General features: G+C 59.2%; 18 protein-coding genes. 2 read left to right on the top strand and 16 right to left on the bottom strand.

What is annotated here, in order from left to right:
- Positions 1-23: 23 nt before the first annotated feature.
- The 4 genes from tpx to ACUUL3_RS02895 form a co-directional block, all read right to left on the bottom strand.
- Positions 24-524, bottom strand: a complete 501-nt coding sequence (gene tpx / locus ACUUL3_RS02910; protein ID WP_448554409.1) for a thiol peroxidase — start codon at positions 522-524, stop codon at positions 24-26.
- 59 nt (positions 525-583) lie between these two features.
- Positions 584-1,030: an Hsp20/alpha crystallin family protein gene (locus ACUUL3_RS02905; RefSeq protein WP_448554407.1), complete on the bottom strand. Its 447-nt coding sequence runs from the start codon at positions 1,028-1,030 to the stop codon at positions 584-586.
- Positions 1,031-1,283: 253 nt separating this feature from the next.
- Entirely contained in the window at positions 1,284-2,678 is a 1,395-nt protein-coding gene (locus tag ACUUL3_RS02900) for a phospholipase D-like domain-containing protein (RefSeq protein WP_448556421.1), read from the bottom strand.
- Positions 2,679-2,855: 177 nt separating this feature from the next.
- Complete coding sequence (locus tag ACUUL3_RS02895; RefSeq protein WP_448554405.1) at positions 2,856-4,337, bottom strand: HD domain-containing phosphohydrolase; 1,482 nt, start codon at positions 4,335-4,337, stop codon at positions 2,856-2,858.
- Between the two features lie 267 nt (positions 4,338-4,604).
- Here ACUUL3_RS02895 and ACUUL3_RS02890 point away from each other — a divergent pair, with 267 nt between their 5' ends.
- Together ACUUL3_RS02890 and ACUUL3_RS02885 are read left to right on the top strand one after the other, a co-directional pair.
- Positions 4,605-5,066 carry a flavodoxin family protein gene (locus ACUUL3_RS02890; RefSeq protein WP_448554403.1) on the top strand — a complete coding sequence of 154 codons (462 nt, stop codon included), beginning with the start codon at positions 4,605-4,607 and terminating at the stop codon, positions 5,064-5,066.
- A 135-nt stretch (positions 5,067-5,201) separates the two neighbouring features.
- Positions 5,202-5,930, top strand: a complete 729-nt coding sequence (locus ACUUL3_RS02885; RefSeq protein ID WP_448554401.1) for a DUF6901 family protein — start codon at positions 5,202-5,204, stop codon at positions 5,928-5,930.
- Here ACUUL3_RS02885 and ACUUL3_RS02880 read toward each other — a convergent pair.
- From ACUUL3_RS02880 to ACUUL3_RS02825, 12 genes are all read right to left on the bottom strand, one after another.
- A complete protein-coding gene (locus ACUUL3_RS02880) occupies positions 5,927-7,261 on the bottom strand; it encodes a M48 family metalloprotease (RefSeq protein WP_448554400.1) in 1,335 nt (444 codons plus the stop codon). The two genes, ACUUL3_RS02885 and ACUUL3_RS02880, sit on opposite strands and share 4 nt — an antisense overlap.
- A gap of 174 nt (positions 7,262-7,435) precedes the next feature.
- Positions 7,436-8,863 (bottom strand): DUF3373 family protein, encoded by a 1,428-nt coding sequence (locus tag ACUUL3_RS02875; protein ID WP_448554398.1) that lies wholly within the window; start codon positions 8,861-8,863, stop codon positions 7,436-7,438.
- 124 nt (positions 8,864-8,987) lie between these two features.
- Positions 8,988-9,290, bottom strand: a complete 303-nt coding sequence (locus ACUUL3_RS02870; protein WP_448554396.1) for a c-type cytochrome — start codon at positions 9,288-9,290, stop codon at positions 8,988-8,990.
- 181 nt (positions 9,291-9,471) lie between these two features.
- Positions 9,472-10,527, bottom strand: coding sequence for a hydrogenase expression/formation protein HypE (gene hypE, locus ACUUL3_RS02865; RefSeq protein ID WP_448554394.1), 1,056 nt, complete (start codon positions 10,525-10,527; stop codon positions 9,472-9,474).
- The gene (hypD, locus tag ACUUL3_RS02860; RefSeq protein ID WP_448554392.1) at positions 10,520-11,614 is read right to left on the bottom strand and encodes a hydrogenase formation protein HypD; all 1,095 of its coding nucleotides are present in this window, start codon (positions 11,612-11,614) and stop codon (positions 10,520-10,522) included. Before hypD ends, hypE begins: the two co-directional genes overlap by 8 nt.
- Before the next feature lie 70 nt (positions 11,615-11,684).
- Entirely contained in the window at positions 11,685-11,963 is a 279-nt protein-coding gene (locus tag ACUUL3_RS02855; protein WP_448554390.1) for a HypC/HybG/HupF family hydrogenase formation chaperone, read from the bottom strand.
- Positions 11,964-11,967: 4 nt separating this feature from the next.
- Positions 11,968-14,244, bottom strand: a complete 2,277-nt coding sequence (gene hypF, locus ACUUL3_RS02850; RefSeq protein WP_448554388.1) for a carbamoyltransferase HypF — start codon at positions 14,242-14,244, stop codon at positions 11,968-11,970.
- 31 nt (positions 14,245-14,275) lie between these two features.
- Positions 14,276-15,004: a hydrogenase nickel incorporation protein HypB gene (hypB, locus tag ACUUL3_RS02845; RefSeq protein ID WP_448554386.1), complete on the bottom strand. Its 729-nt coding sequence runs from the start codon at positions 15,002-15,004 to the stop codon at positions 14,276-14,278.
- A 78-nt stretch (positions 15,005-15,082) separates the two neighbouring features.
- Positions 15,083-15,418 carry a hydrogenase maturation nickel metallochaperone HypA/HybF gene (locus ACUUL3_RS02840; RefSeq protein WP_448554385.1) on the bottom strand — a complete coding sequence of 112 codons (336 nt, stop codon included), beginning with the start codon at positions 15,416-15,418 and terminating at the stop codon, positions 15,083-15,085.
- Between the two features lie 99 nt (positions 15,419-15,517).
- Complete coding sequence (locus ACUUL3_RS02835) at positions 15,518-17,593, bottom strand: ATP-binding protein (RefSeq protein ID WP_448554384.1); 2,076 nt, start codon at positions 17,591-17,593, stop codon at positions 15,518-15,520.
- A gap of 297 nt (positions 17,594-17,890) precedes the next feature.
- The gene (locus ACUUL3_RS02830) at positions 17,891-18,565 is read right to left on the bottom strand and encodes a response regulator (protein ID WP_448554382.1); all 675 of its coding nucleotides are present in this window, start codon (positions 18,563-18,565) and stop codon (positions 17,891-17,893) included.
- A gap of 458 nt (positions 18,566-19,023) precedes the next feature.
- A complete protein-coding gene (locus ACUUL3_RS02825) occupies positions 19,024-19,509 on the bottom strand; it encodes a HyaD/HybD family hydrogenase maturation endopeptidase (protein ID WP_448554380.1) in 486 nt (161 codons plus the stop codon).
- Positions 19,510-19,531 lie beyond the last annotated feature (22 nt).

Genomic DNA, 19,531 nt, shown 5'->3' with positions numbered 1-19,531 from the left:
ACGCCCCCCCCGCCGCCCGCTTTTTATTTCACCACCGCCAGTGCCGCCTCGTAATCCGGCTCCTGGCTGATCTCCGGCACCAGCTGGCTGTGCAGCACCTTCCCCTTCTCGTCAATGATGACAACGGCCCGCGCAAGCAGACCTTTCAAGGGTCCGTCCATGATGCGTACCCCATACGCGTCCCCGAAGGTCCTGTCGCGCAACTCGGAAACGGAAATCACGTTCTCAAGCCCCTCGGCCCCGCAGAAACGCGCATGGGCAAAGGGAAGATCCAGGGAGGCGCACAGACAGACGGCATTGGCGATCTTGTTGATCTCGGCGTTGAAACGGCGCACGGAGGTGGCACAAACCGGGGTGTCGATGCTCGGGAAGATATTGAGAATCAGCCGCTTGCCCGCGTAGTCCTTGAGACTGACATCGCCGAGGTCCGTTTTGGTCAGAATAAAATCCGGGGCCTTTGCCCCGACCTTCGGCAGGGCGCCAATGGTTTTCGCAGGGTTGCCCTGCAGCGTTATTTTCGCCATTCCATCTCCTTCACTTGAAAAAAAAGCCCGGGGGAGTCTTTGCCGGCGCAATGGCGCCGTCATTTCACCTTGATTTTGATCTCTTTCTTATGCGCCTTGGCGCTCTTCGGCATGGTGATGGTCAGCACCCCTTTGTCGAATTTCGCGTCTATCTTGTCCGCCAGCACTTCAACCGGCAGACGGAAGGTGCGCTGGAACCCGCCGTAATAACGCTCCAGACAGTAATGATGCTCGTCTTTTTCCTCGCTCTCCTTTTTCTTTTCGCCCTTGATGGTCAGCAGGTCTCCGGAGAGGCTGATGTTGATGTCCGCCGCGGCAAGACCGGGCAGCTCCGCTTTGACGATCAGTTTGTCCTTTGTTTCGGAGATATCGGCGTTCGGGGCCCAACTGACCGTCATCATGGAGGAAAGCGGCGAATCCTCAAAAAAACGGTTCCACAACCTGTCCATCTCTTTTCGCAATGTGCCGAGTTCCCCTAATGGTTTCCATGGCGTTAACTCTTTCATCGCAACCTCCTTGGTTTCCCCCTCCCGGGCTTCATGGTTGATTGGCAGCGACACCCGTGTCCGTTCACTCCCCACGGCAGGAGCTGGCATACATTCCTGACGGGCCGTACAGCAAGCAAGCCCCATGCCCATACCCTCGCGGGCGGCATACAGCCGGCAGCGTGGACGACATCCCCAATATTTTCCATCGTAGCAGATTCGCGAAGCGCGGAACAAGACTATTTCCGCCCGGAGAGGTAGGGCAAGCATCTGCCTAAAAGGTGCTCATTCCGCTCCATTCCTGGAACCGATACCTGGCATACCGCCAGGGGGAAGGGTCGGAAAACTCGCTTGCTGCGCGGGAATAGTCGCCATCCTCATTTTGCCAGATCCGGTCAAAATATGCGGCAACCTCGCGGACAATCGCTGTCCCGTTGGGCGCAAGCACGGCAAGACAGGCTTCCAGGTTCAAATCGTCAATATTTCTGCGGGTAAGATTGGCGGAACCGCCGATAATCAGGCTTTGCTCCGGAAAGGTGATCATGGTCAGCTTGCTGTGGAACTGCTCGCCGCTGGTTGCGTACCAGCGCAGCGCTATCCTGCCCCGGGATTTTTCCACGAGTTCATGGGCGACTGGCCGGTTGGGCAGGCCGTTCTTGGCGCGGCCGAAGGCCTCGCTGTTTGCATCGAGAATTATCCGCACCAGGGCCCCCCGCTCGGCGGCGGCGAGAAGTTCGCGGATGATCTCCCTCTCCGCGAGATAGAACATGGCCAGGCGCACCGTGCACCCGGACCCGCAATTCCCAAGGCCTTCCAGCAGCCTCGCCTTGATTTTGCCTTCGGTCAGAAATTGCAGTTCGAGGGGACCGGACGCCTGCCCTTGCTCCGCCTGCCACGGCGGCAGGGAAAGGCCGGAGAACGCCGCCACCGCCTGCTCCGCCTCCACGATATCCTGCACCACCTCCCCCCTGGCAACCAGGGCGATGTTGGAATGACAGGCGCTCGCGTCGTGCGGATTGGCGGAGGTGACCATGGCCTCTTTTTCACTGGCAACCACCTTGCGGTGGTTGGCCCTGAAGTTCATGAGCCGCAGATAGCTGGTCAGGGTCATTCTCGGACCCGTTGCCGCGAAAGGATTGGGCAGCCAGCCCGGCCCCTCGCCGCCGAACCATTGCGCAACCATGCGCCAGGCCGCGGAATAAACAAAGTTGGAATCACGCAACCGGGCTGTGTCGGTGGAAACGATCCGGATCCCGGCCTTTTCAAGCCTGCGGAAATGTTCAGGCTGCGACACCCCGTAATTGCTGTTGATTTCGTCGGTGATCACCACGATATCAATCCCCGGGCATTCCTTTTTTTTGGCAAGGAGCGTCTCGGTGAGGGTGGCGGTCAGGGTCGGCAAGGAGTGCCCAGGGTCGTGGAGATCGTTAAAAAGGAAAACGTCGAGCAGAACAAACCGTTCCGCCTCGGCAATGATTCTGCACATCCTCGCGAATATCCGCTGTTCGGACACCAGGCCGCCATCGCGCCTATAGGTGAGATCATGGAGGAACTCAACCTCGGAGGCGGCAAGACGCCGGCCGGCAACGGAAATCCCCTGGGGCAGGGGTTTGATCTGCCCGTAAATCATGACAACACCCCAAAGCATTCCCAGCACAATCAGCAGCACTTTCAAGCATCCCTCCCGCAAGATCGGCCTCCCAGCCGCTATTTGTTCAGAGAAACAATGCCCTGCGGGCAGGACATCGACACAGGCCGCTTTCCCGATTTTCCCGGCTTCCGGCAAAAGAAATCGATGCTTTTGCGAAAAAACAGAGCCGGGTTTTGCCCCTGACGGCAACCCTGCTCAGACAATGGTCAGGAAGATATCGACAAGGCTGGGATCAAACTGGTTGCCGGCCAGGGAGCGGATATGCTCGACGACTTTTTCCCGCGACCATGCCTCCCGGTAACGGCGGGTCGAGATCAGGGCATCCCAGTTGTCGGCAATGGCGAAAATCCTCGCGGCCAGGGGGATCTGCTCGCCTTTGAGCCCGCGGGGGTAGCCGCTGCCGTCCCACCACTCGTGGTGACAATAGGGGATATCCAGGGCCGGCCGCAGGTAATGGATGGGGGAAAGCAGTTGAAAGGCGAAGAGAGGGTGCTGCCGCATGGTCTGCTGTTCCTCCGCACTGAGGGGCCCCGGCTTCATCAGGATGGAATCCGGCACCGCCATCTTGCCGATATCATGGAGCAAGGCCCCGCGCCGGACATGATCCAGTTCATCCTCGCGCATGCCGACGGCGCAGGCGGCCTTCAGGGTAAGCTCGGTAACCCGCTGGGTATGGCCCTCCGTCTCCGAATCCCGCAATTCGAGCGCCTTGGACCACCCCTCGATGGTTGTATCATAGGCCAGGGTCAGCTCGATATTCGACTCCTGCAGCTTCCGAAAAAGGGTGGCGTTTTCAATGGCGATCGCCGCCTGAATGGCCAGGGCCTCAAGGAAATCGAACCATTCCGGCTCCGGGTTGAACCGGGACCGGCTGAAAATTTCAAAAACCCCCTTCACCTGCCCCTTGGCAATGAGAGGGACGGCCAGATAGGTTCTGAACCGCTCATCCGCCAGGATCTCCCGTCGGATGAAGGAATTGGCCTCTCGGCTCAGGTCGTCGATCTGGACAACCCGCCGCTCGTAGGCCGCGAGCCCCGCGCTGCCCTCGCCCAGGCGTTCCCGGGATTTCCGGATGCCGACACCGTCAAACCCCCAATCGGCCCCGTAATCAAGGAACTGCGTATGCGGGTTCAACAACAGAATCGCCCCGGCGTCCATGCCCAGTTGCGGCACGGTCTGTTCGAGAAAGAGCTTCATGGTGAGGCGCAGGTCCAGGCTGGCGGTGATCACCATATCGATGGCATGCAGGGTGGTCAGGTGCTGCAGCCGCACCCTGGCCCGGCTCTCCGCCTCCATGCGGGCGACGACCTCCTCTTCAAGCTCCTTGTTCTTCTGGACCAGCGAGGCGTTGACCCTGCTGATTTCCCGATCCGTTTCCTGCACCTTATAGATCGTTTTCCGGGACAGGCTGATCACCAGGAAAACAAAAAAGGCACCGCCGAGAAAGATAAGGCCGGTGACGATCTCGACAGGAAAAAGAATCCGCCTGATCTGGATGATGACGAAAAAGAGATATCCGAAAATGAAAAAAGCGATCAAGCCGGTCAATGCCAGCCAACGCCGTTGCAGGGAATGGGGAACCTGCCGATAGGTCTGCATGCAGAGCAGGGCCGCCGCGCAGAGAAAAAGAATACCGGGAAATACCAGAACCGTGGAAAATAACTGACTGGCCGTCATGGGCTACCTGAAAAAATTATAAGGGACGGGGACAATCCCGCCAGGAACCGCGATTATCAACAGTGTACAGAGCGCCAAAGTGAAAGTCAAAGCGGGAACCGTCAAAAATCGGGCGATTTCCCAGGCAACCGATAAATACATTCCCCTTCCGCCCCTCCTGGGCTATAAATAAGATACCTCTTGGCATCGCCACCCGAACCGATCATCACTCCCGGCGAGATCGGCGGCACTTTTCCCGCGAAGCCGGAAGGAACCCAGGGAGGGATCATGCCGACCATTCTGGCAATCAACGGCAGCCCCCGTCTCGCAGGGAACACCGATTTACTGCTTGCCCGGGCCGTGGAGGGCGCCCGCTCGGCCGGTTGCCAGGTTACCGGCCTGGAACTCCGCTCCCTGCACATATCGCCCTGCCTTGAGCTTTATGGCTGCAAGAACAATGGCCGCTGCGTGATCAAAGACGATTTCCAGCAGTTCTACGATCTTATTCCCGCCGCCCAGGCAATCATGCTTGCCTCACCCATATTTTTCTATACGGTGAGCGGCCAGACAAAAATTTTCATGGACCGCTGCCAATCCTTTTGGGTAAAAAAAACATTGGCTGGACAACACTCCCCCCGGCGCAAGCAACTACAGCAAAAAAGGACTTTTCCTCTCGGTCGCCGCCAGCCGGGGCAAACGGCTTTTCGAGGGGGCAAGCCTCTCGGTCAGGTATTTTTTCGATGCCATTGACACCGAATTGTGCGAGGAACTCTATTTCCGCGGGCTCGACGCCCGAGGCGAGGCGCTCGCCCACCCCGATTATCTGGAGACGGCATATGAGACCGGCCGCAGGTTCGGGATGTCCATAAAAGGACGCTGAGAAGCATGGAACAACCACCGCTGACAATCGAATATCTTTTCGAGCTGCAGGACAAGAGCGTCGAGCGGTTTACGGTCCGCCTTGATCCCCTGACCCTCGAAATGTTGCCGGAAACCTCGGACAAGCTCCCAGGCTGGACAGCTCTTTCCTTCTGCCAATGCGCCGGTTGCCCTTTGCCTGCGGCAACCCCCGACTGTCCTGCCGCGGCGAACCTTGCTCCCATTGTGAAGCGCTTCGACAGGCTTCTCTCCTTTGACAAGGTCCTGCTTGAAGTAACAACCGAGGAACGGCTGTGCAGACAGGCAACCACGGCGCAGAAGGCCATCTGTTCATTGCTGGGCCTGGTCATTGCCACGAGCGCCTGCCCCTGCACCGCGTTCTTCAAGCCCATGGCCCGCTTCCATCTGCCCCTGGCCAGCGAGGAGGAGACCATTTTCCGGGCCACCGCCACCTATATGCTCTCACAATATTTTGTCAACAATAGCGGGGAAACGGCGGATTTCAACTTGTCCGGCCTGCAGAAGATCTATCTCAAAATCCAGGAAGTCAACATGGGCATGGCGAAGAGGCTGCGGCACGCCGCGAAAACCGATTCCTCCATCAACGCCATCGTCCTCCTCGACATGTACGCCAAGGCGCTCCCTTATGTGATCAAGCAATCCCTGGAAGAGCTCCGCTACCTCTTCGAACCCTTCCTGAAGCGCTCCTCCGGCACCATCCCCCCCTCCTGCTAACGACCGCCATACTGCCGGGCAAGGGCCTGGGCCCGCCCCGCCGCGGCTTTGCCCAGCTTGCCCGCGGAATCCGCCTCGGCAACCTGCTTGTAGAGCTGAAAGGCTTCCTTGACGGAAGCGCTTTTCTCATAGGTTTCCGCCAGAAAAAAAGCACTTCCCAGGGTGGGCATCAACTTCATGCTCTTCTCAAGATGCATTTTGGCCCGCCCGAGATCGCCCTCCTTCAGGTACGCATAACCAAGGCCGAAATGGGTTTCAAAATACTCGCCATTGAGATCCGCCGCCTTGTGCAACGATTTTTTCGCCTCGCCAAGTCTGTTGGCCTTCAGATACGCGAGCCCCAAACCGTTGTGCAGAAGCGACTGCCCGGGCGCCTTCCGCGCTGCCTGCTCATAAAGGGAAATGGCGCCGGCAAGATCATTGGCCCGCTCCCGTTCCTTGCCTCTGTCATACTCCTTGAACGCCTCCCTGCTTTCCCGCAGGGGCCTGATTGCCTGGAGAAAACCTTCCGCGGCCAGGGTGTAGGCGTCATTCCGCAAGATGCCGGCGTAAACGCTTTCGATATAGTTCTGGTTATCGCGCATCCGCTCCCCGGAAAAAGGATGGGTACGGAAGAGCCCGGAAATCCAGAGGGGATCCTGCTCCCCGCTTTTTTTCATGAAATATTCCTGCAACTGCACCGCCCCTTGGGGATTGTAAGAGGCCCGGACCATATAATCGATGCCGAGCCGGTCCGCCTCCCGCTCTTCATCGCGGCTGTAGGAGCTGGAAATCACGGCGCCGGCAATCTGGCCGGCCTGCCTTGAAAGAGCGCTGTATGTAGTCCCGCCGGTTTCAAGGGCAAGCACCTGCAGACCGAGGTTCAAGAGGATGCCGCGCTGCAGATTCTGCAGGGAATGCCGGGCCGTGACGTGCCCTATCTCATGGCCCAGGACCGCGGCAAGCTGGGCCTCGTTTTCCAGATCGACGAGCAGGCCGCGGGTAATGGCGATGTTGCCGCCGGGCACGGCAAAGGCATTGGGCTGCGAATCATTGACCACCTTGAAGGTGTAAGGCAAGCCGGGCCGATGGCTGACCCTGGCCAGGCGCTGCCCCACGGAATTGATATACTCTTTGAGCCGGGGATCGTCATATTCCCCTTCCATCTGCTGGACCGCCTGGGGAAAGGCCTTGCGGCCAAGGGAGATCTCCTCCTGTTCGGACATGGAGTAGAAGGCCAGCTCGGCTTTGCCGGTGACGGGGTTGACGGCGCAACCCGGCAAAAGGGGAAAGAGAATGAGCAGCATCCCAAGGGCAAGGAAACGACAGGACATACGCAACGCGGCGATCATGGGCAACTCCGGCGAAAGAAAGCAGGAAAAGGAAGAATTTATTCCACTATATTCAGTTGGCAGGAGGAGCGCAAGCGGCGAGGGGAAAGGAGCCGCGCCGGGCCGGGCGCCCGAAACAAAAAAAGGGCGGCCGCGAAGGCCACCCTTTTTGCCTGCCGCAATAGCAAGTTGCGCTTAGAAACGGCAGTCGAGCAGGAAGTAAAAGTTATCCAGATCTTCGATGGAATCCCCGAAGTCCCCGATATGCATACCGCTGTTGGTGTAGTTGTAGTCGATATGGGTGTAGCCCAACCGACCGAAGAGGTTGTCGTTAAAGGGCTGGATGTAGTAAAAATCATAGGCGTCGCCGCGGGTGGCCAGCTTGTTGTACAGCTCGGCGCTGCCCCAGGTGAAGCTGAACCAGTAGTCGCTGCCGTGGTTGTACTCAAAGCCCACCTTGGGGTTGTTCCAGGGCTTGTAGGGGATGGTGTAGCGCAGACCGGTGTGGATGGCCCAACCGGAATGATCGTCGTCGTTGGCCCCGGTGTTCATCAGGCCGTAGGTGCCGTTATAGGCCCCGCCTGGGGAATTAGCAACGGTAATGATATTGCCGTTCGGGTCGGTCACATTGACGCCGCCGGAAAGAAAGACATCAATACCGGAATCCATCAGATTGTTGGCCTGGGCATGCACTCCGTACAGGGTCATGTCACCGATATCGACCTTGGGATTCGCAGTCCCGCCTGTAGCCGCATCAAAGAGATACGAAGGATCACCAATCAGATCGGTCACCTGCAGGGCGCTCAACACCAGAAGGCTGTTCCGTACGCCCGGGATCTCGGTTTCAAAGAATGTGGCGTAGACATTGGTGTCGTCATACATGGCACCATAGTTGTCCATGTAGCTTACCGCAGTATTCGTATCCTGGTAGGCCTTGCCCCAGGCAAAGCGGATGCCGGAGTTCTTCCAGCCAAGATACCGCTCGAGACCGACGGTGGCCACCACACCGTCCGCCTCGCCGTCAAAGAGCAGGGAGGGATAGGTGGATTGACGCAGGCGGTTTTCCTTCAATTCCGAGGGCGGACCCTCGGAGGAGGGATGGCGGCCAAAGGTCAGGGCCAGGGGCACCGGCATGCCCTCGGGAACCCAGTCCACATAGGCGCGGTCCAGCTTCAGGCCGCTGTCGCCAGGCAGGTGGGCAGCATTGGAATCGTTGACAAACGCGTTGGCATCATCGTTGGCGAAATTCTTGTATCCGGTGATACGGCCGGTGAAGAGCAGGTTTTTCTGGATCTCCGCATCCATGTTCAACCGGAAGCGGTTGGTCCAGTGATTATCATTATGTTCTGTGGATCCGGTGCCACCGAAATTGGCGCTGTTCTTCAACTTGAAGAAATCCGCCCTGGTGCGCAGCTCGGCGCCGAGGTTGATGCGGTCCTTCAGGGTCTTGGTCTCCACCTCATCCAGGGTGTCGTAAATGGCTTCCACGTCTTTGGCGAGCTTGCTCGGGATGACGGCGGAGCTTGCCTTGTCAGAAGGGCTTTCAGTCCTTTCCAGCTGATCAACGCGCTTCTGCAAGGCATCAAGGCGTTCGAGAATGGCTTTATAATCTTCTACTGGCATCGAGACAACCTGCCCGCCGGCTCCTGCAAAGGCGCAGCCGCTCCAGGCCAGTAATGCACCTGCGGTCAATAAAATTTTTTTCACTTCTCCTCCTCCTAGTGAATAAATTGTGTTCGCTAGTGTATTACTTCGGAATTACAGCTGCCGCCGGTTGGTCGCTGTCCGCCGCATGGGCGGTCAGATAGGCTACCACGGACTGGAGGTCCGCATCGCTCAGGCTGATGTCAACAGGATGGCGGCCCCGCGCAAAGTATTTCTCCCACACACTGCCGGCCTTATCGGCAGGGTTGATAACCGCCGCCTGCCCCCCCTTCTTGTGACATGCGCCACAGCTCTGTAAAAAGAGCGCGTCCCCTCCCGCCGCGAGCGCGACAGAAGGAAGCACAAGCGACAACGCCGTCACCATTGCTACGATTCGCTTCTGCACCAACTCACCTCCCTTCTCCATAAGTGATAGCAAATAGCCAAAAATATTTTGCAGCAATCATAACTGGTTACTGCCGAAAAAGTCAATCAGGTAAAAAAATCATTTTATTTTTTCATTAATGAAACTGCTTAATTACTCCTCGGCTTGCCACTTCCCCCTTTCCGCCATGAAAGGCACTCCCTCAGCAGATTCTCGGCAGTTGCTCGCCAATGGGCATATCGACAATACGCTGCGCGCCCAAGGCGGTACGCATGGCGACCAGCCCTTTGTTCTCCGCCACCACCTCGCCGATCATGACCGCATCACGGCCCAGCGGGTGATTGCGCATGGCGGCAAGCACCGTTTCCGCCGCATCACGGGCAATCACGGCCACCAGCTTTCCCTCGTTGGCGACATAAAGGGGATCAATGCCCAAGATCTCGCAGGCGCTCCGCACCGCGGGCCGCACCGGGATGGCCTCCTCGACAAGTCGGATGCCCACCTGCGAAGAGGCGGCGAACTCGTTGAGGGTGGTGGCCAATCCGCCCCGGGTCGGATCACGCAGGGCATGAATCCGGCTGCTTGCCGAGAGCATCGTGGCGACCAGGCCATTGAGGGCAGCGGTGTCGCTCTCGACCCGGGACTGAAAGGAAAGTCCTTCGCGGCTGGTGAGGATGGCCATGCCGTGATCGCCGATGGTGCCGGAAACGATGATCCTGTCGCCGGGCACCAGATTTGCGGCGGAGAGGTTCGCCCGGGCCGGGACAAGGCCGACGCCGCTGGTGGTGATGAAGAGCTTGTCACAGCTGCCCCGGTGTACCACCTTGGTGTCGCCGGTGACGATCTGGACGCCGGCGGTGCGCGCCGCCCGTTCCATGGAGACGAGAACCCGGTGCAGGCTGGCCATGGGCAGCCCTTCCTCGATAATAAAGGCGGCGGAGAGATAGAGGGGGGTCGCGCCGCTCATGGCGACATCGTTCACCGTGCCGTTCACGGCAAGATCACCGATGTCGCCGCCCGGGAAAAAAAGCGGATCCACCACAAAGGAATCGGTGGTAAGGGCGAGCCTGCCCGGGCCCAGATCCACCACGGCCTGGTCCTCGAGGCGGTTCAGGGTCTCATTGGCAAAACGCGGCAAAAACATCTTGCCGATGAGTTCGGCGGAAAGCCTGCCGCCACTGCCGTGCGCCAGTTGGATGGTGTCATGATCCAAAATGGGAAGGGGACAGGAAAAACCCTCCGGTTTCAACTCAGTCATTATTCCCTCGCTGGTATCTGTAATAGGCGGCGCAAGCCCCTTCGCCGGAAACCATGGTGGCGCCCAGGGGGTGCTCCGGGGTGCATTCCCGGCCAAAGGCCGCGCAGGCGTTTGGCTTCTTGAGCCCCTGCAAAATGGCGCCGCTTTCGCAGAGAGCGGATTCGGAGGCGGTGAGCCCGGAAACGGCGAACTTCCTTTCCGCGTCAAAGGCGGCGAACTCCTCCCGGATCGCAAGGCCGCTCCGCGCCAAGATCCCGATCCCCCGCCACTTGCGATCGGCAATCACAAAGACTTCCCGCATCCGCGCCTGGGCCTCTTTATTCCCTTCCCGGCTCACCGCCCGGCTGTATTCATTCTCCACCTCGTGGCGACCGGTTTCGAGCTGGCGGACCACCATGAGGATGCCGCTTATGATGTCAAGGGGTTCAAAGCCGGTGGGCACAATGGGCACCCGGAACTCCTCGGCAATGGCGGCATACTCCTGCCAGCCCATCACCGTGCAGACGTGGCCGGCGGCCAGATACCCCCGCACCCTGTTTGTCGGGGAGGAAAGCAGGGCCCGCACGGCGGGCGCCACCAGGACATGACTGGCCAGCATGCTGAAATTCCGCAGGCCCTCACGCCTGGCCTGCAGAAGTGCCATGGCATTGCCCGGCGCTGTTGTTTCAAAACCGACCGCAAAGAAGACCACCTCCCGTTCGGGGTGACTCCGCGCCAAAGCCAGCGCCTCAAGCGGCGAATAGACCATGCGCACGTCGGCGCCAGCGGATTTGGCCTTAAAAAGATCGCTGGTGCTGCCGGGTACTCGCAGCATGTCCCCGAAGCTGGCAAAAATCACCTCCGGCCGCCCGGCGATGGCCACGGCCCGGTCAATGATCTCCACCGGCGTCACGCAGACCGGGCAGCCAGGGCCGTGCACCAGCTCCACCTCCGGCGGCAGCAGCTGCTCGATGCCGTTTTTCATGATGGCGTGGGTGTGACCGCCGCAGACCTCCATGATCACCCAGGGCCGGGTGACGGTCTGCCGGATTTCCGCCAGAAGGCGCTTGGCAATCTCCGGATTACGGTATTCATCGACATATTTCATAAAAGCAGGCTCGCAACGGCTTGAAAAAACGCGGAATCGTCACGTGGCGTAATCCCCATGGGCTTTGCGATCAATCCGCCTCTTGCAGGGGGTTGCCGAAGAGATCGACCCCCTGCTCGGCAAGGGCCCGGTTCAGCTCCCGCCAGGCGGCGAAACTTTTTTGCGCCTCCTCCTCATCAAGGATAGACAGGGCAAAACCGGCATGCACCACCGTATACTGACCGGGCACTATTTCCGGCACATACTCCAGGCACACCTTGCTGACCGTGCCGCCGTAATCCACATGGCCCATCGCAAGCCCGTTTTCCGCAAAAATTTCCACCACCCTGCCGGGGATTGCCAGACACATCGCTTCACCGTTCCTGTATCATCTGCCTGCCGATGACCGCCTGCCCCAGGGAGATGCAGGCGTCGTTGCAGGGCACTGTGGTGTGGGTGAGGACCCGAAACCCTTTTCCGGAAAGGGAGGCGACAAGACCCTCCAGGAGCAGCCGGTTCTGGAACACCCCGCCGCTCAATACCAGGGTCCTGATTTTTTCCCGCCGCCGCGCCTGGCAGGCCAGATAAGTAAAGCCGGCCACCAGGCTCTGATGAAAACGGCGGCTGACTTCGGAAATTCCCATGCCGTCGGTAACCGCCTCGGCTATGGCCGCGACAAGCGCCCGCACCGAAAACTTCACCATACCATCTTCCTGAAAAAATTCGCAGGGGAAAGCAGCCTCGCCAAGGGTGTTTCCGGCGGCCTGCATCAATTCGATGGCGGCCTGCGCTTCGTACTGAATCACCTGCCTGCCGCCGCCCATGGCGGCCACCGCGTCAAAGAGCCGGCCGCAGCTGCTGGTGAGCGGCGAGTTGATTTTCCCCCGAATCATGCCGAGGATCGGGGCAGGATCGTGCCCGGCCAAAAAAGGAAGCGGGGGCAGGCACTCTCCGCGGGCGGCGAAAAGATAGCTCAGCGCCGTCCGCCAGGGAGCCTGCACGGCGGCGTCCCCGCCCGGCAGGGGCAGGGACTCGAGGGCGGCGAAGCGGCTGAATCCCTTCGCGTTGCCAATGAGCACCTCGCCTCCCCAGATGGTCTGGTCCGTTCCGTAACCGGTGCCGTCGAGGATGATGCCGATGGCAGGCCCCTCCTCCCGGTTTTCCGCCAGACAGGCGGCAAGGTGGGCATGGTGGTGCTGCACCGCCAGAGATGCGAGCCCGGCCTGCTCCCGCGCCCAACGGCTGGAAAGATACCCGGGATGGAGATCGTGCACAACCAGCTCCGGCCGGATCTCGAAAATTGCCGCCAGATGGGCAATGCTTTTCTGAAAAATCCGGTATGCCTCCAGATTTTTCAGATCGCCGATATGCTGGCTTAAAAACGCGCTGTTCCCCTTGAGCAGACAGACGGTATTTTTCAACTCCGCCCCGACTCCGAGCAGCATGGGCCCATCCGCGGCGAGAGGAATGGGCCGCGGGGCATAGCCACGGCCACGGCGCATGAGCCGCATGGCGCCGGCCTGCATGGCCACCAGGGAATCGTCGCAGTGCAGATGGATATCCCGATCATGGCAAAGAATGTAATCAACGGTGCCGGCAAGCCGCTGCCCTGCCTCCTCGTTCCCGACGCAGATCGGCTCTTCACTGATGTTGGCGCTGGTCATGACCAGGGCGCGCACCGCCCCCTCGAACAAAAGATGGTGCAAAGGGGTATAGGGCAGCATCAGACCGAACAATTCCTGCCCCGGGGCCACCTCTTCCGCCAGGAAATGGTCTGCCCTTTTCCTGGCAAGGACAATGGGACGCTGCCGGCTTGTCAGCGCCTGCCGTTCCTCGTCCGCCAACAGGCAAATCCCACCGGCAATGCCAAGATTCGCCACCATCACCGCAAAAGGCTTTGCCTCCCTTCCCTTCCTTTGCCGCAGGCGGCCGACCGCCTCGGCATTTTCCGCATCCACCGCCAGATGGAAGCCCCCCAACCCTTTGATCGCGACAATGGCGCCGGCCTGCAGAAAACGCAGGGTGTCGACGACGGCTTCATCACGCTCCGCCAGCAATCGGCCGTCAGCGGCAAGCAGGCGAAGCTGCGGCCCGCAATCAGGGCAGCAGGTCGGCTGGGCATGGAAACGGCGGTTTTCCGGATCGTCATACTCCCGCTTGCAGGCCGCGCACATGACGAAGTCGCGCATGGTGGTATGGGGCCGGTCATAGGGAATCCTGGTGACGATGGTATAACGGGGTCCGCAGTTGGTGCAGTTGAGGAAGGGGTAGCGAAAACGCCGGTCGGCAGGGGAAAAAAACTCGGCCAGACACTCCGGACAGACCGCGACATCCGGGGAAATGAGGGTAGCGGCCGCGCCGAGTCCGCTGGAATCGTGAACCCGGAAGGTTGTCTCCAGAGCCAGGGGAACAGACCTTATGGCAAGGGTGGCGATTTGGGCCAGAGGCGGCGGCTCCTTCCGGATGGCCTGCACCAGATCCGCAAGTCGGTCGACCCCTCCCTCCGCTTCCACGGTCACCCCCTCCGGCGTATTTCCCACAAAACCGGCCAGGCCTCGTTCCCGGGCCAACCGGCAGACAAACGGACGAAAGCCCACGCCCTGGACGATGCCGTTGATGGTAATCCGCCAGCGCTCCGGAGGTATGGCCATTTTTCAGCCCGCTCCCAAGATCCGCATCCGCCTACCGATGCCTGCGCAGCCAATTGAGCCAGCCGTCCAGGCCGGCCCCGGTTTTCGCGGAAAGCTCGACAAACTCCAGACGGTGATTGACCTGCCGGGCATACTCCTTACACCGCTCCAGGCTGAAATCCACATGGGGGAGAAGATCGACCTTGTTGATCAGGCAAAGAACGGCGGCATCGAACATGGCGGGATACTTGAGCGGCTTGTCCTCCCCTTCGGTGACGCTGATGATCACGACCTTTGCCGCCTCGCCCAGGTCAAACATGGCCGGACAGACGAGATTGCCCACATTTTCGATAAAGAGCAGGGAATTTCCCTTCAGCTCGAGCCGGTGCAGGGCCCGATGCACCATCTCGGCATCCAGATGGCAGCCGGAACCGGTGTTGACCTGAATCACCGGCACGCCGGTGGCATCGATGCGTTCGGCATCGAGCAGGGTCTGCTGATCGCCTTCGATCACGGCGATGGGAAACTGGCCCTGCAATGCCAGGATGGTCCGCTCCAGAACCGTGGTCTTGCCGGATCCCGGGGAGCTGACCAGATTGAGGGCGAGGATTTGCTTTTTCTTGAAAAACTCCCTGTTGTGCTCGGCGATGGCGCTGTTCTTATCGAGCACCGCCTCCTCCACCATGAGCCTCCTGCCGTGGCTGTGGCCGGCATGCTCCTCACCGGGCCTCCTGATGGTCACTTCGCTCTCGGAATGGCTGCATCCGCAGGAATCACACATAGCCCCACCTGTTCATCGGTTATTGACCCGCAACCGCCTCAGCGTCGCAGCCCCGGGTTTATTCTTCTCCGCACATCCCTATTCATCAACGATCAGGGAAACGACCCGCAGTTCCCTGCCCTGGGTGATCTCCGTGGCATAGGCCCAGCAATGGGGGCATTGGGCAAGCAGGGAATCGACCGGAAAACAATGGGAACAGGCAAGACATTTCGCCTGGCCGGCAATTTCGCGCACCGCAAGCCGCGCTCCTTCAGCCGGGGTGTTCCGGGCCGCCGCGGCAAAACAGAAGGTGAGCGCCTCGGCCATGACTCCGGCAAGGGTGCCGATCTCGATTTCCACTTCGGAGACCTTTTCAGCCCCCGCCGCTCTGGCCTTTGCCGAAACGAGTTCCATGATATTAAGGGCAAGGGACATCTCATGCATATTGGCATGATACACGAGGGAAAACGTTTCTTCCAGACAAGAGCGGCAGCGCTGCTCGTTATTTTCAGCCTGGAACAGGGGGGGGGAAATTCAGACCGACCCTGACCTCGGGGGACAGGAATTTTCCTTGGCGGCTCCGCAGCACTGGGTCTGCGACTCATCAACAACAGGGCCGTTTATCGGCAGGGTAATGATGAACCGCGAGCCGAGGCCAGGAGAACTTTCGGCGCCGATGACGCCGCCGTGGCGCTCGACAATGCGCTTGCAGACCGCAAGCCCGATGCCGGTGCCCTCGTACTGGCTCCGCCCATGCAATCTCTGGAAGAGTCCGAAGATCTGCTCCGCATCCTCACCTTCAAAGCCGATCCCGTTGTCCGCCACGATAAACCGGCAGAACTCCGTCAGGCCATCTTCATCCGAGAACGAGAGATGTTCACAGGAAATCGTCACCAGGGGGGCAATATCCGGCCTGCGGTACTTGAGAGCATTGGCGATAAGGTTCTGAAAAAGCTGCCGGATCTGCAGGGGGTCCGCCTTGATCCGGCAAAGCTCGCCGACTTCGATACGCGCCCCGCTCTCCTTGACCCGCAACTCCAGATCGGTGATCACTTCAAGGACCACCCGCTTCAGGTCAACCTCCTCAAAGGGGCGTACCTTGGTGGTGACCCGCGAATAGGTCAGCATGCCGGAGATCAGCTCCTGCATCCTCGTGGTCGCGGTATCTATGCGCTTCAGATATTCAAGCCCCCGTTCCGGAATCATCTCGCCGTAACGACCGCTCAACCGTTCACTGAAGGCCTGGATGAGAACCAGGGGTTCACGCAGGTCATGGGAGGCCATGTAGGCGAAATCCTGCAGATCCTTGTTGCTGTGGGCCAGATCAATCGCATACTTGTTAAGGACCTTTTCCGTCCATTTGCTTCCGGTGATGTCCCGATTACTGGCCCGTCTGCCCAGGAATTCGCCGGCGGCGTTGAAAACAGGCTGGCAGGTATGCCCAATCCAGCGCTCCTTGCCTTCCCGCGAGATGATCCGGAACTCCATCATGCAGACTTTGCGATCGTTCATGGCCCGGACAAGATGGTTTTTCATCTGCGGGATATGGTCTGGATGCATTATCTCCATGCCGAGATCGGGATTCTCCTTGAAATCCGCCGGGGTGTACCCGGTGATCCGCTCCACGGAAGGAGAAATATAGAGATAATTGCCCGCCGGATCCAGCCAGTATTCCCAGTCGTAGGTAAAATCCGCAACTGTGCGGAATTTTTCCTCGCTGATGAGAATTTCCGCCTCCGCTTTTTTGCGCTCGGCAACTTCCCTGGTCAGGGCGCTGTTTGCTTCGGCCAGTTCCGAGGTTTTCTCGGCCAGACGATCTCGGGAACGCCGCAGGGCATCTTCGGCCGCGTTGCGCTCCGCAATCCGATTGCGCAGAATCCTGCCGCCGACCAGAAGCCCCGTGAGCCCCGTAACCCAGATCAGCCCGGCCCTGACAAGATGGTTGACAATCTGCCTTTGCTGCAGCCGCAGCGGTTCGGCCATGGGCAGACCGATACTTATCCCCCCGCGGATATCACCGATCTTGTACCCTTGGTGCGCATGGCAGGCCAGACAATCGGGCGAGACAAACACGGGCTGCATGAGGCGCAGATGCAAAACTCCGCCTATTTCCGCCAATTCCAGCTTCTCGCCCAGGCCATGCTTTTCAAAATCCTCCAGAGCCCCGCGCTCCCAGGCATCCGGCGCATTTTCAGGCCGCAGGGGCTGCAAGCTGGTGATTCTCGCGACGATTCCGTAGAGGCTTGAGAAATCCTCACTGAGTTGCCGTATCATATAGGCCGGATTCATGAGGGTGAGCCGTTTCCCGGAGGGAGTAATCAGGTCGCGCTCAGGCACATGTCCCAGATAGGGGCTGGGAGGAGTTCGGGAATCGATGGGCACATAGACGCCCCCATGAGAGGCGCTCCAGACACGCAGGGCCCGGTCTTTGTTGAAATAGGCCCGGATCTCGCTGACAGCCATCTCGTGGGTAATCTGGCGGATTCCCTGGATCTCGTCAAAGGAAAGTCCGGCCATGAGCAGGGTCCAGACAACAAGCAGAATCCAGGTAAATCGCTGAACCGGCACCGGCTTGGCGTCGGCAATCTCCTGCTCTATTGAATCCTCCACACACTCACCAGACAGTAGTTGGAACAGTGACAATGGACAGAAAAAAGCAAAGAAACGTTATGATCAAGCCGGCGGCAGCGGCAGGGCACCCCCGGCATCCGGGGAAAGAAAGGAGGCAGGCCGTCATGCGCGCGGACTCCACCTGCGTCCAGGCCGAGCCATTGCCGCCCAAGGCTTTATACATGTTTTCGCGTCCCTTGGCCAGACAAGAGTGTCAAAAAACGTTTTTCCTTTTGCGATTAAAGGAAAATCCTCCCCACCGATAAATTGTGCGGCACGGACGCGGAAAATGCCTTGTCAGGGATCAGGCCAGAGATTGGGGTCAGCCACGCCGATCTTGATGGCAAACTTCATCATGGCCAATGGATCGCTGATTCCCAGTTTTTTACTGATATTGGAGCGGTGTTTTTCCACGGTTTTCGGACTAAGGCAAAGCAGGTCGGCGATCCGTTTGGTGGAATTGCCCTCGATCACCATCCGGAACACCTGTTGCTCGCGGTCGGAGAGCTGATCGTAGCGACTCGATTCCGAGGCCATTCTTTCCTCATTGTTGAGATAGCTGCGGATCACGTCGGAGTTGATGTCCCTGCTTAAAAAATATTTTCCTTCCGCAGCCATCTGGATGGCTTCGATCACCTCGGACCAGGGAGCCGTTTTGAGAACATACCCGAAAGCGCCGGCAGCCAGAGCCTGATGAACATAGGCCTCGCGCGCGAACATGGAAAGAATCACGATGGCGGTTTTCGGAGAAATATTTTTTACCAGGGGGATGCACTCAAGCCCGCTGATATTGGGCATGGCGATATCGAGAACCGCGACATCGGGCTTAAGCCCCCTGATTTCTTTCAGCGCGCTTTCTCCATCCGCGGCCTCCCCCGCCAGCTCCAGATCGTCGCGCTTTGCGAACAGCTGCCTCAACCCCTCCCGCACAATGGAATGATCATCGGCAACAAAAACCCTTACCTTCCCCATCTTAAAACTCCTTTAGGCCACAGGCAGCACGTCGCCCCACCCCCCCCTGCCTGAGTGTGACCGGTCGGTGAGCGGTCCGCTCGCCGATTCAATCCTTTCCCCCAAGCCAATGGGGTCAATCCCCATGCCATGCCGGCACAAGCCCCACTGCCCCCTCTTGCAGATCAATACGCCTCCCTGCATCAATCACGATCATGACCATGGTCAAAATGACACGCGGACGGCTAAAGGTCAACAAAATCTGCACGTTGCCCCTGCAGGCGTGTTTGGCGATATTGCCGGGCCCTTCCGAATGGTTCGACAGATAAACGAGGTAAAAGTCCAGATCAACCCGGACAGCCTGGGAATTAAGAACGCGGCGCCGATCTGGAGGATGGCGGAATCCTCCCGTTGCCTGATCGCCTTCGGACGGGAGGAGAAAAGCGTGGCAATTCTTTTCAACAGAGTGACGCGAAAAGTCAGGCGCGAAGAGAAACGGAAAGCCCCATGGCGTCAAGCTCCGCGACAAGCGAAGAAATTGCCTGTTCGGCCGCGGCCGCTACCGGGACGGAGAGAGAAAGGCCGGTGGAAAGGTCCTTTGGAACAATGCCGAAAAGTTTTACCTTGGCAGGCAGGCATTCCTGCATGGCGGCAACGGCCATAACCTCGGAAAGTCCGATCTGATGCGGGGAGATTTTTTGCCGGAAATAGGCGGGGGGATCGGGAAGTTCCTTGACCGTGAAGGTGCCGGGAGGACCCTCGGCGCATACCGCATCAACCAGAAAGAGATGGCTCTTGCCCTCAAGGTAGGGGAGCAGCTCAAGACCCATGGTGCCGCCATCGATGACCGTGACCCGGTCGGAAAAAACATGACGCGCCCGCAGCTGCTCCACGATCCACACCCCAACCCCCTCGTCGGAGAGCAGAATGTTTCCCACCCCCAGCACCAGTATGTCGAAAGCCATGCCCCTCCCATCCGGCAATGGC

It is taken from the genome of Thiovibrio sp. JS02, from assembly GCF_053485635.1.
This window is presented reverse-complemented; position numbering and strand designations above follow the sequence as displayed.

Bases quoted from the DNA above. Each gene is read 5' to 3' on its own strand.
- tpx (WP_448554409.1), bottom strand. From the start codon at position 524: ATGGCGAAAATAACGCTGCAGGGCAACCCTGCGAAAACCATTGGCGCC.
- ACUUL3_RS02905 (WP_448554407.1), bottom strand. From the start codon at position 1,030: ATGAAAGAGTTAACGCCATGGAAACCATTAGGGGAACTCGGCACATTG.
- ACUUL3_RS02895 (WP_448554405.1), bottom strand. From the start codon at position 4,337: ATGACGGCCAGTCAGTTATTTTCCACGGTTCTGGTATTTCCCGGTATT.
- ACUUL3_RS02890 (WP_448554403.1), top strand. From the start codon at position 4,605: ATGCCGACCATTCTGGCAATCAACGGCAGCCCCCGTCTCGCAGGGAAC.
- ACUUL3_RS02885 (WP_448554401.1), top strand. From the start codon at position 5,202: ATGGAACAACCACCGCTGACAATCGAATATCTTTTCGAGCTGCAGGAC.
- ACUUL3_RS02880 (WP_448554400.1), bottom strand. From the start codon at position 7,261: ATGATCGCCGCGTTGCGTATGTCCTGTCGTTTCCTTGCCCTTGGGATG.
- ACUUL3_RS02875 (WP_448554398.1), bottom strand. From the start codon at position 8,863: ATGCCAGTAGAAGATTATAAAGCCATTCTCGAACGCCTTGATGCCTTG.
- hypE (WP_448554394.1), bottom strand. From the start codon at position 10,527: ATGACTGAGTTGAAACCGGAGGGTTTTTCCTGTCCCCTTCCCATTTTG.
- hypD (WP_448554392.1), bottom strand. From the start codon at position 11,614: ATGAAATATGTCGATGAATACCGTAATCCGGAGATTGCCAAGCGCCTT.
- ACUUL3_RS02855 (WP_448554390.1), bottom strand. From the start codon at position 11,963: ATGTGTCTGGCAATCCCCGGCAGGGTGGTGGAAATTTTTGCGGAAAAC.
- hypF (WP_448554388.1), bottom strand. From the start codon at position 14,244: ATGGCCATACCTCCGGAGCGCTGGCGGATTACCATCAACGGCATCGTC.
- hypB (WP_448554386.1), bottom strand. From the start codon at position 15,004: ATGTGTGATTCCTGCGGATGCAGCCATTCCGAGAGCGAAGTGACCATC.
- ACUUL3_RS02840 (WP_448554385.1), bottom strand. From the start codon at position 15,418: ATGTCCCTTGCCCTTAATATCATGGAACTCGTTTCGGCAAAGGCCAGA.
- ACUUL3_RS02830 (WP_448554382.1), bottom strand. From the start codon at position 18,565: ATGGGGAAGGTAAGGGTTTTTGTTGCCGATGATCATTCCATTGTGCGG.
- ACUUL3_RS02825 (WP_448554380.1), bottom strand. From the start codon at position 19,509: ATGGCTTTCGACATACTGGTGCTGGGGGTGGGAAACATTCTGCTCTCC.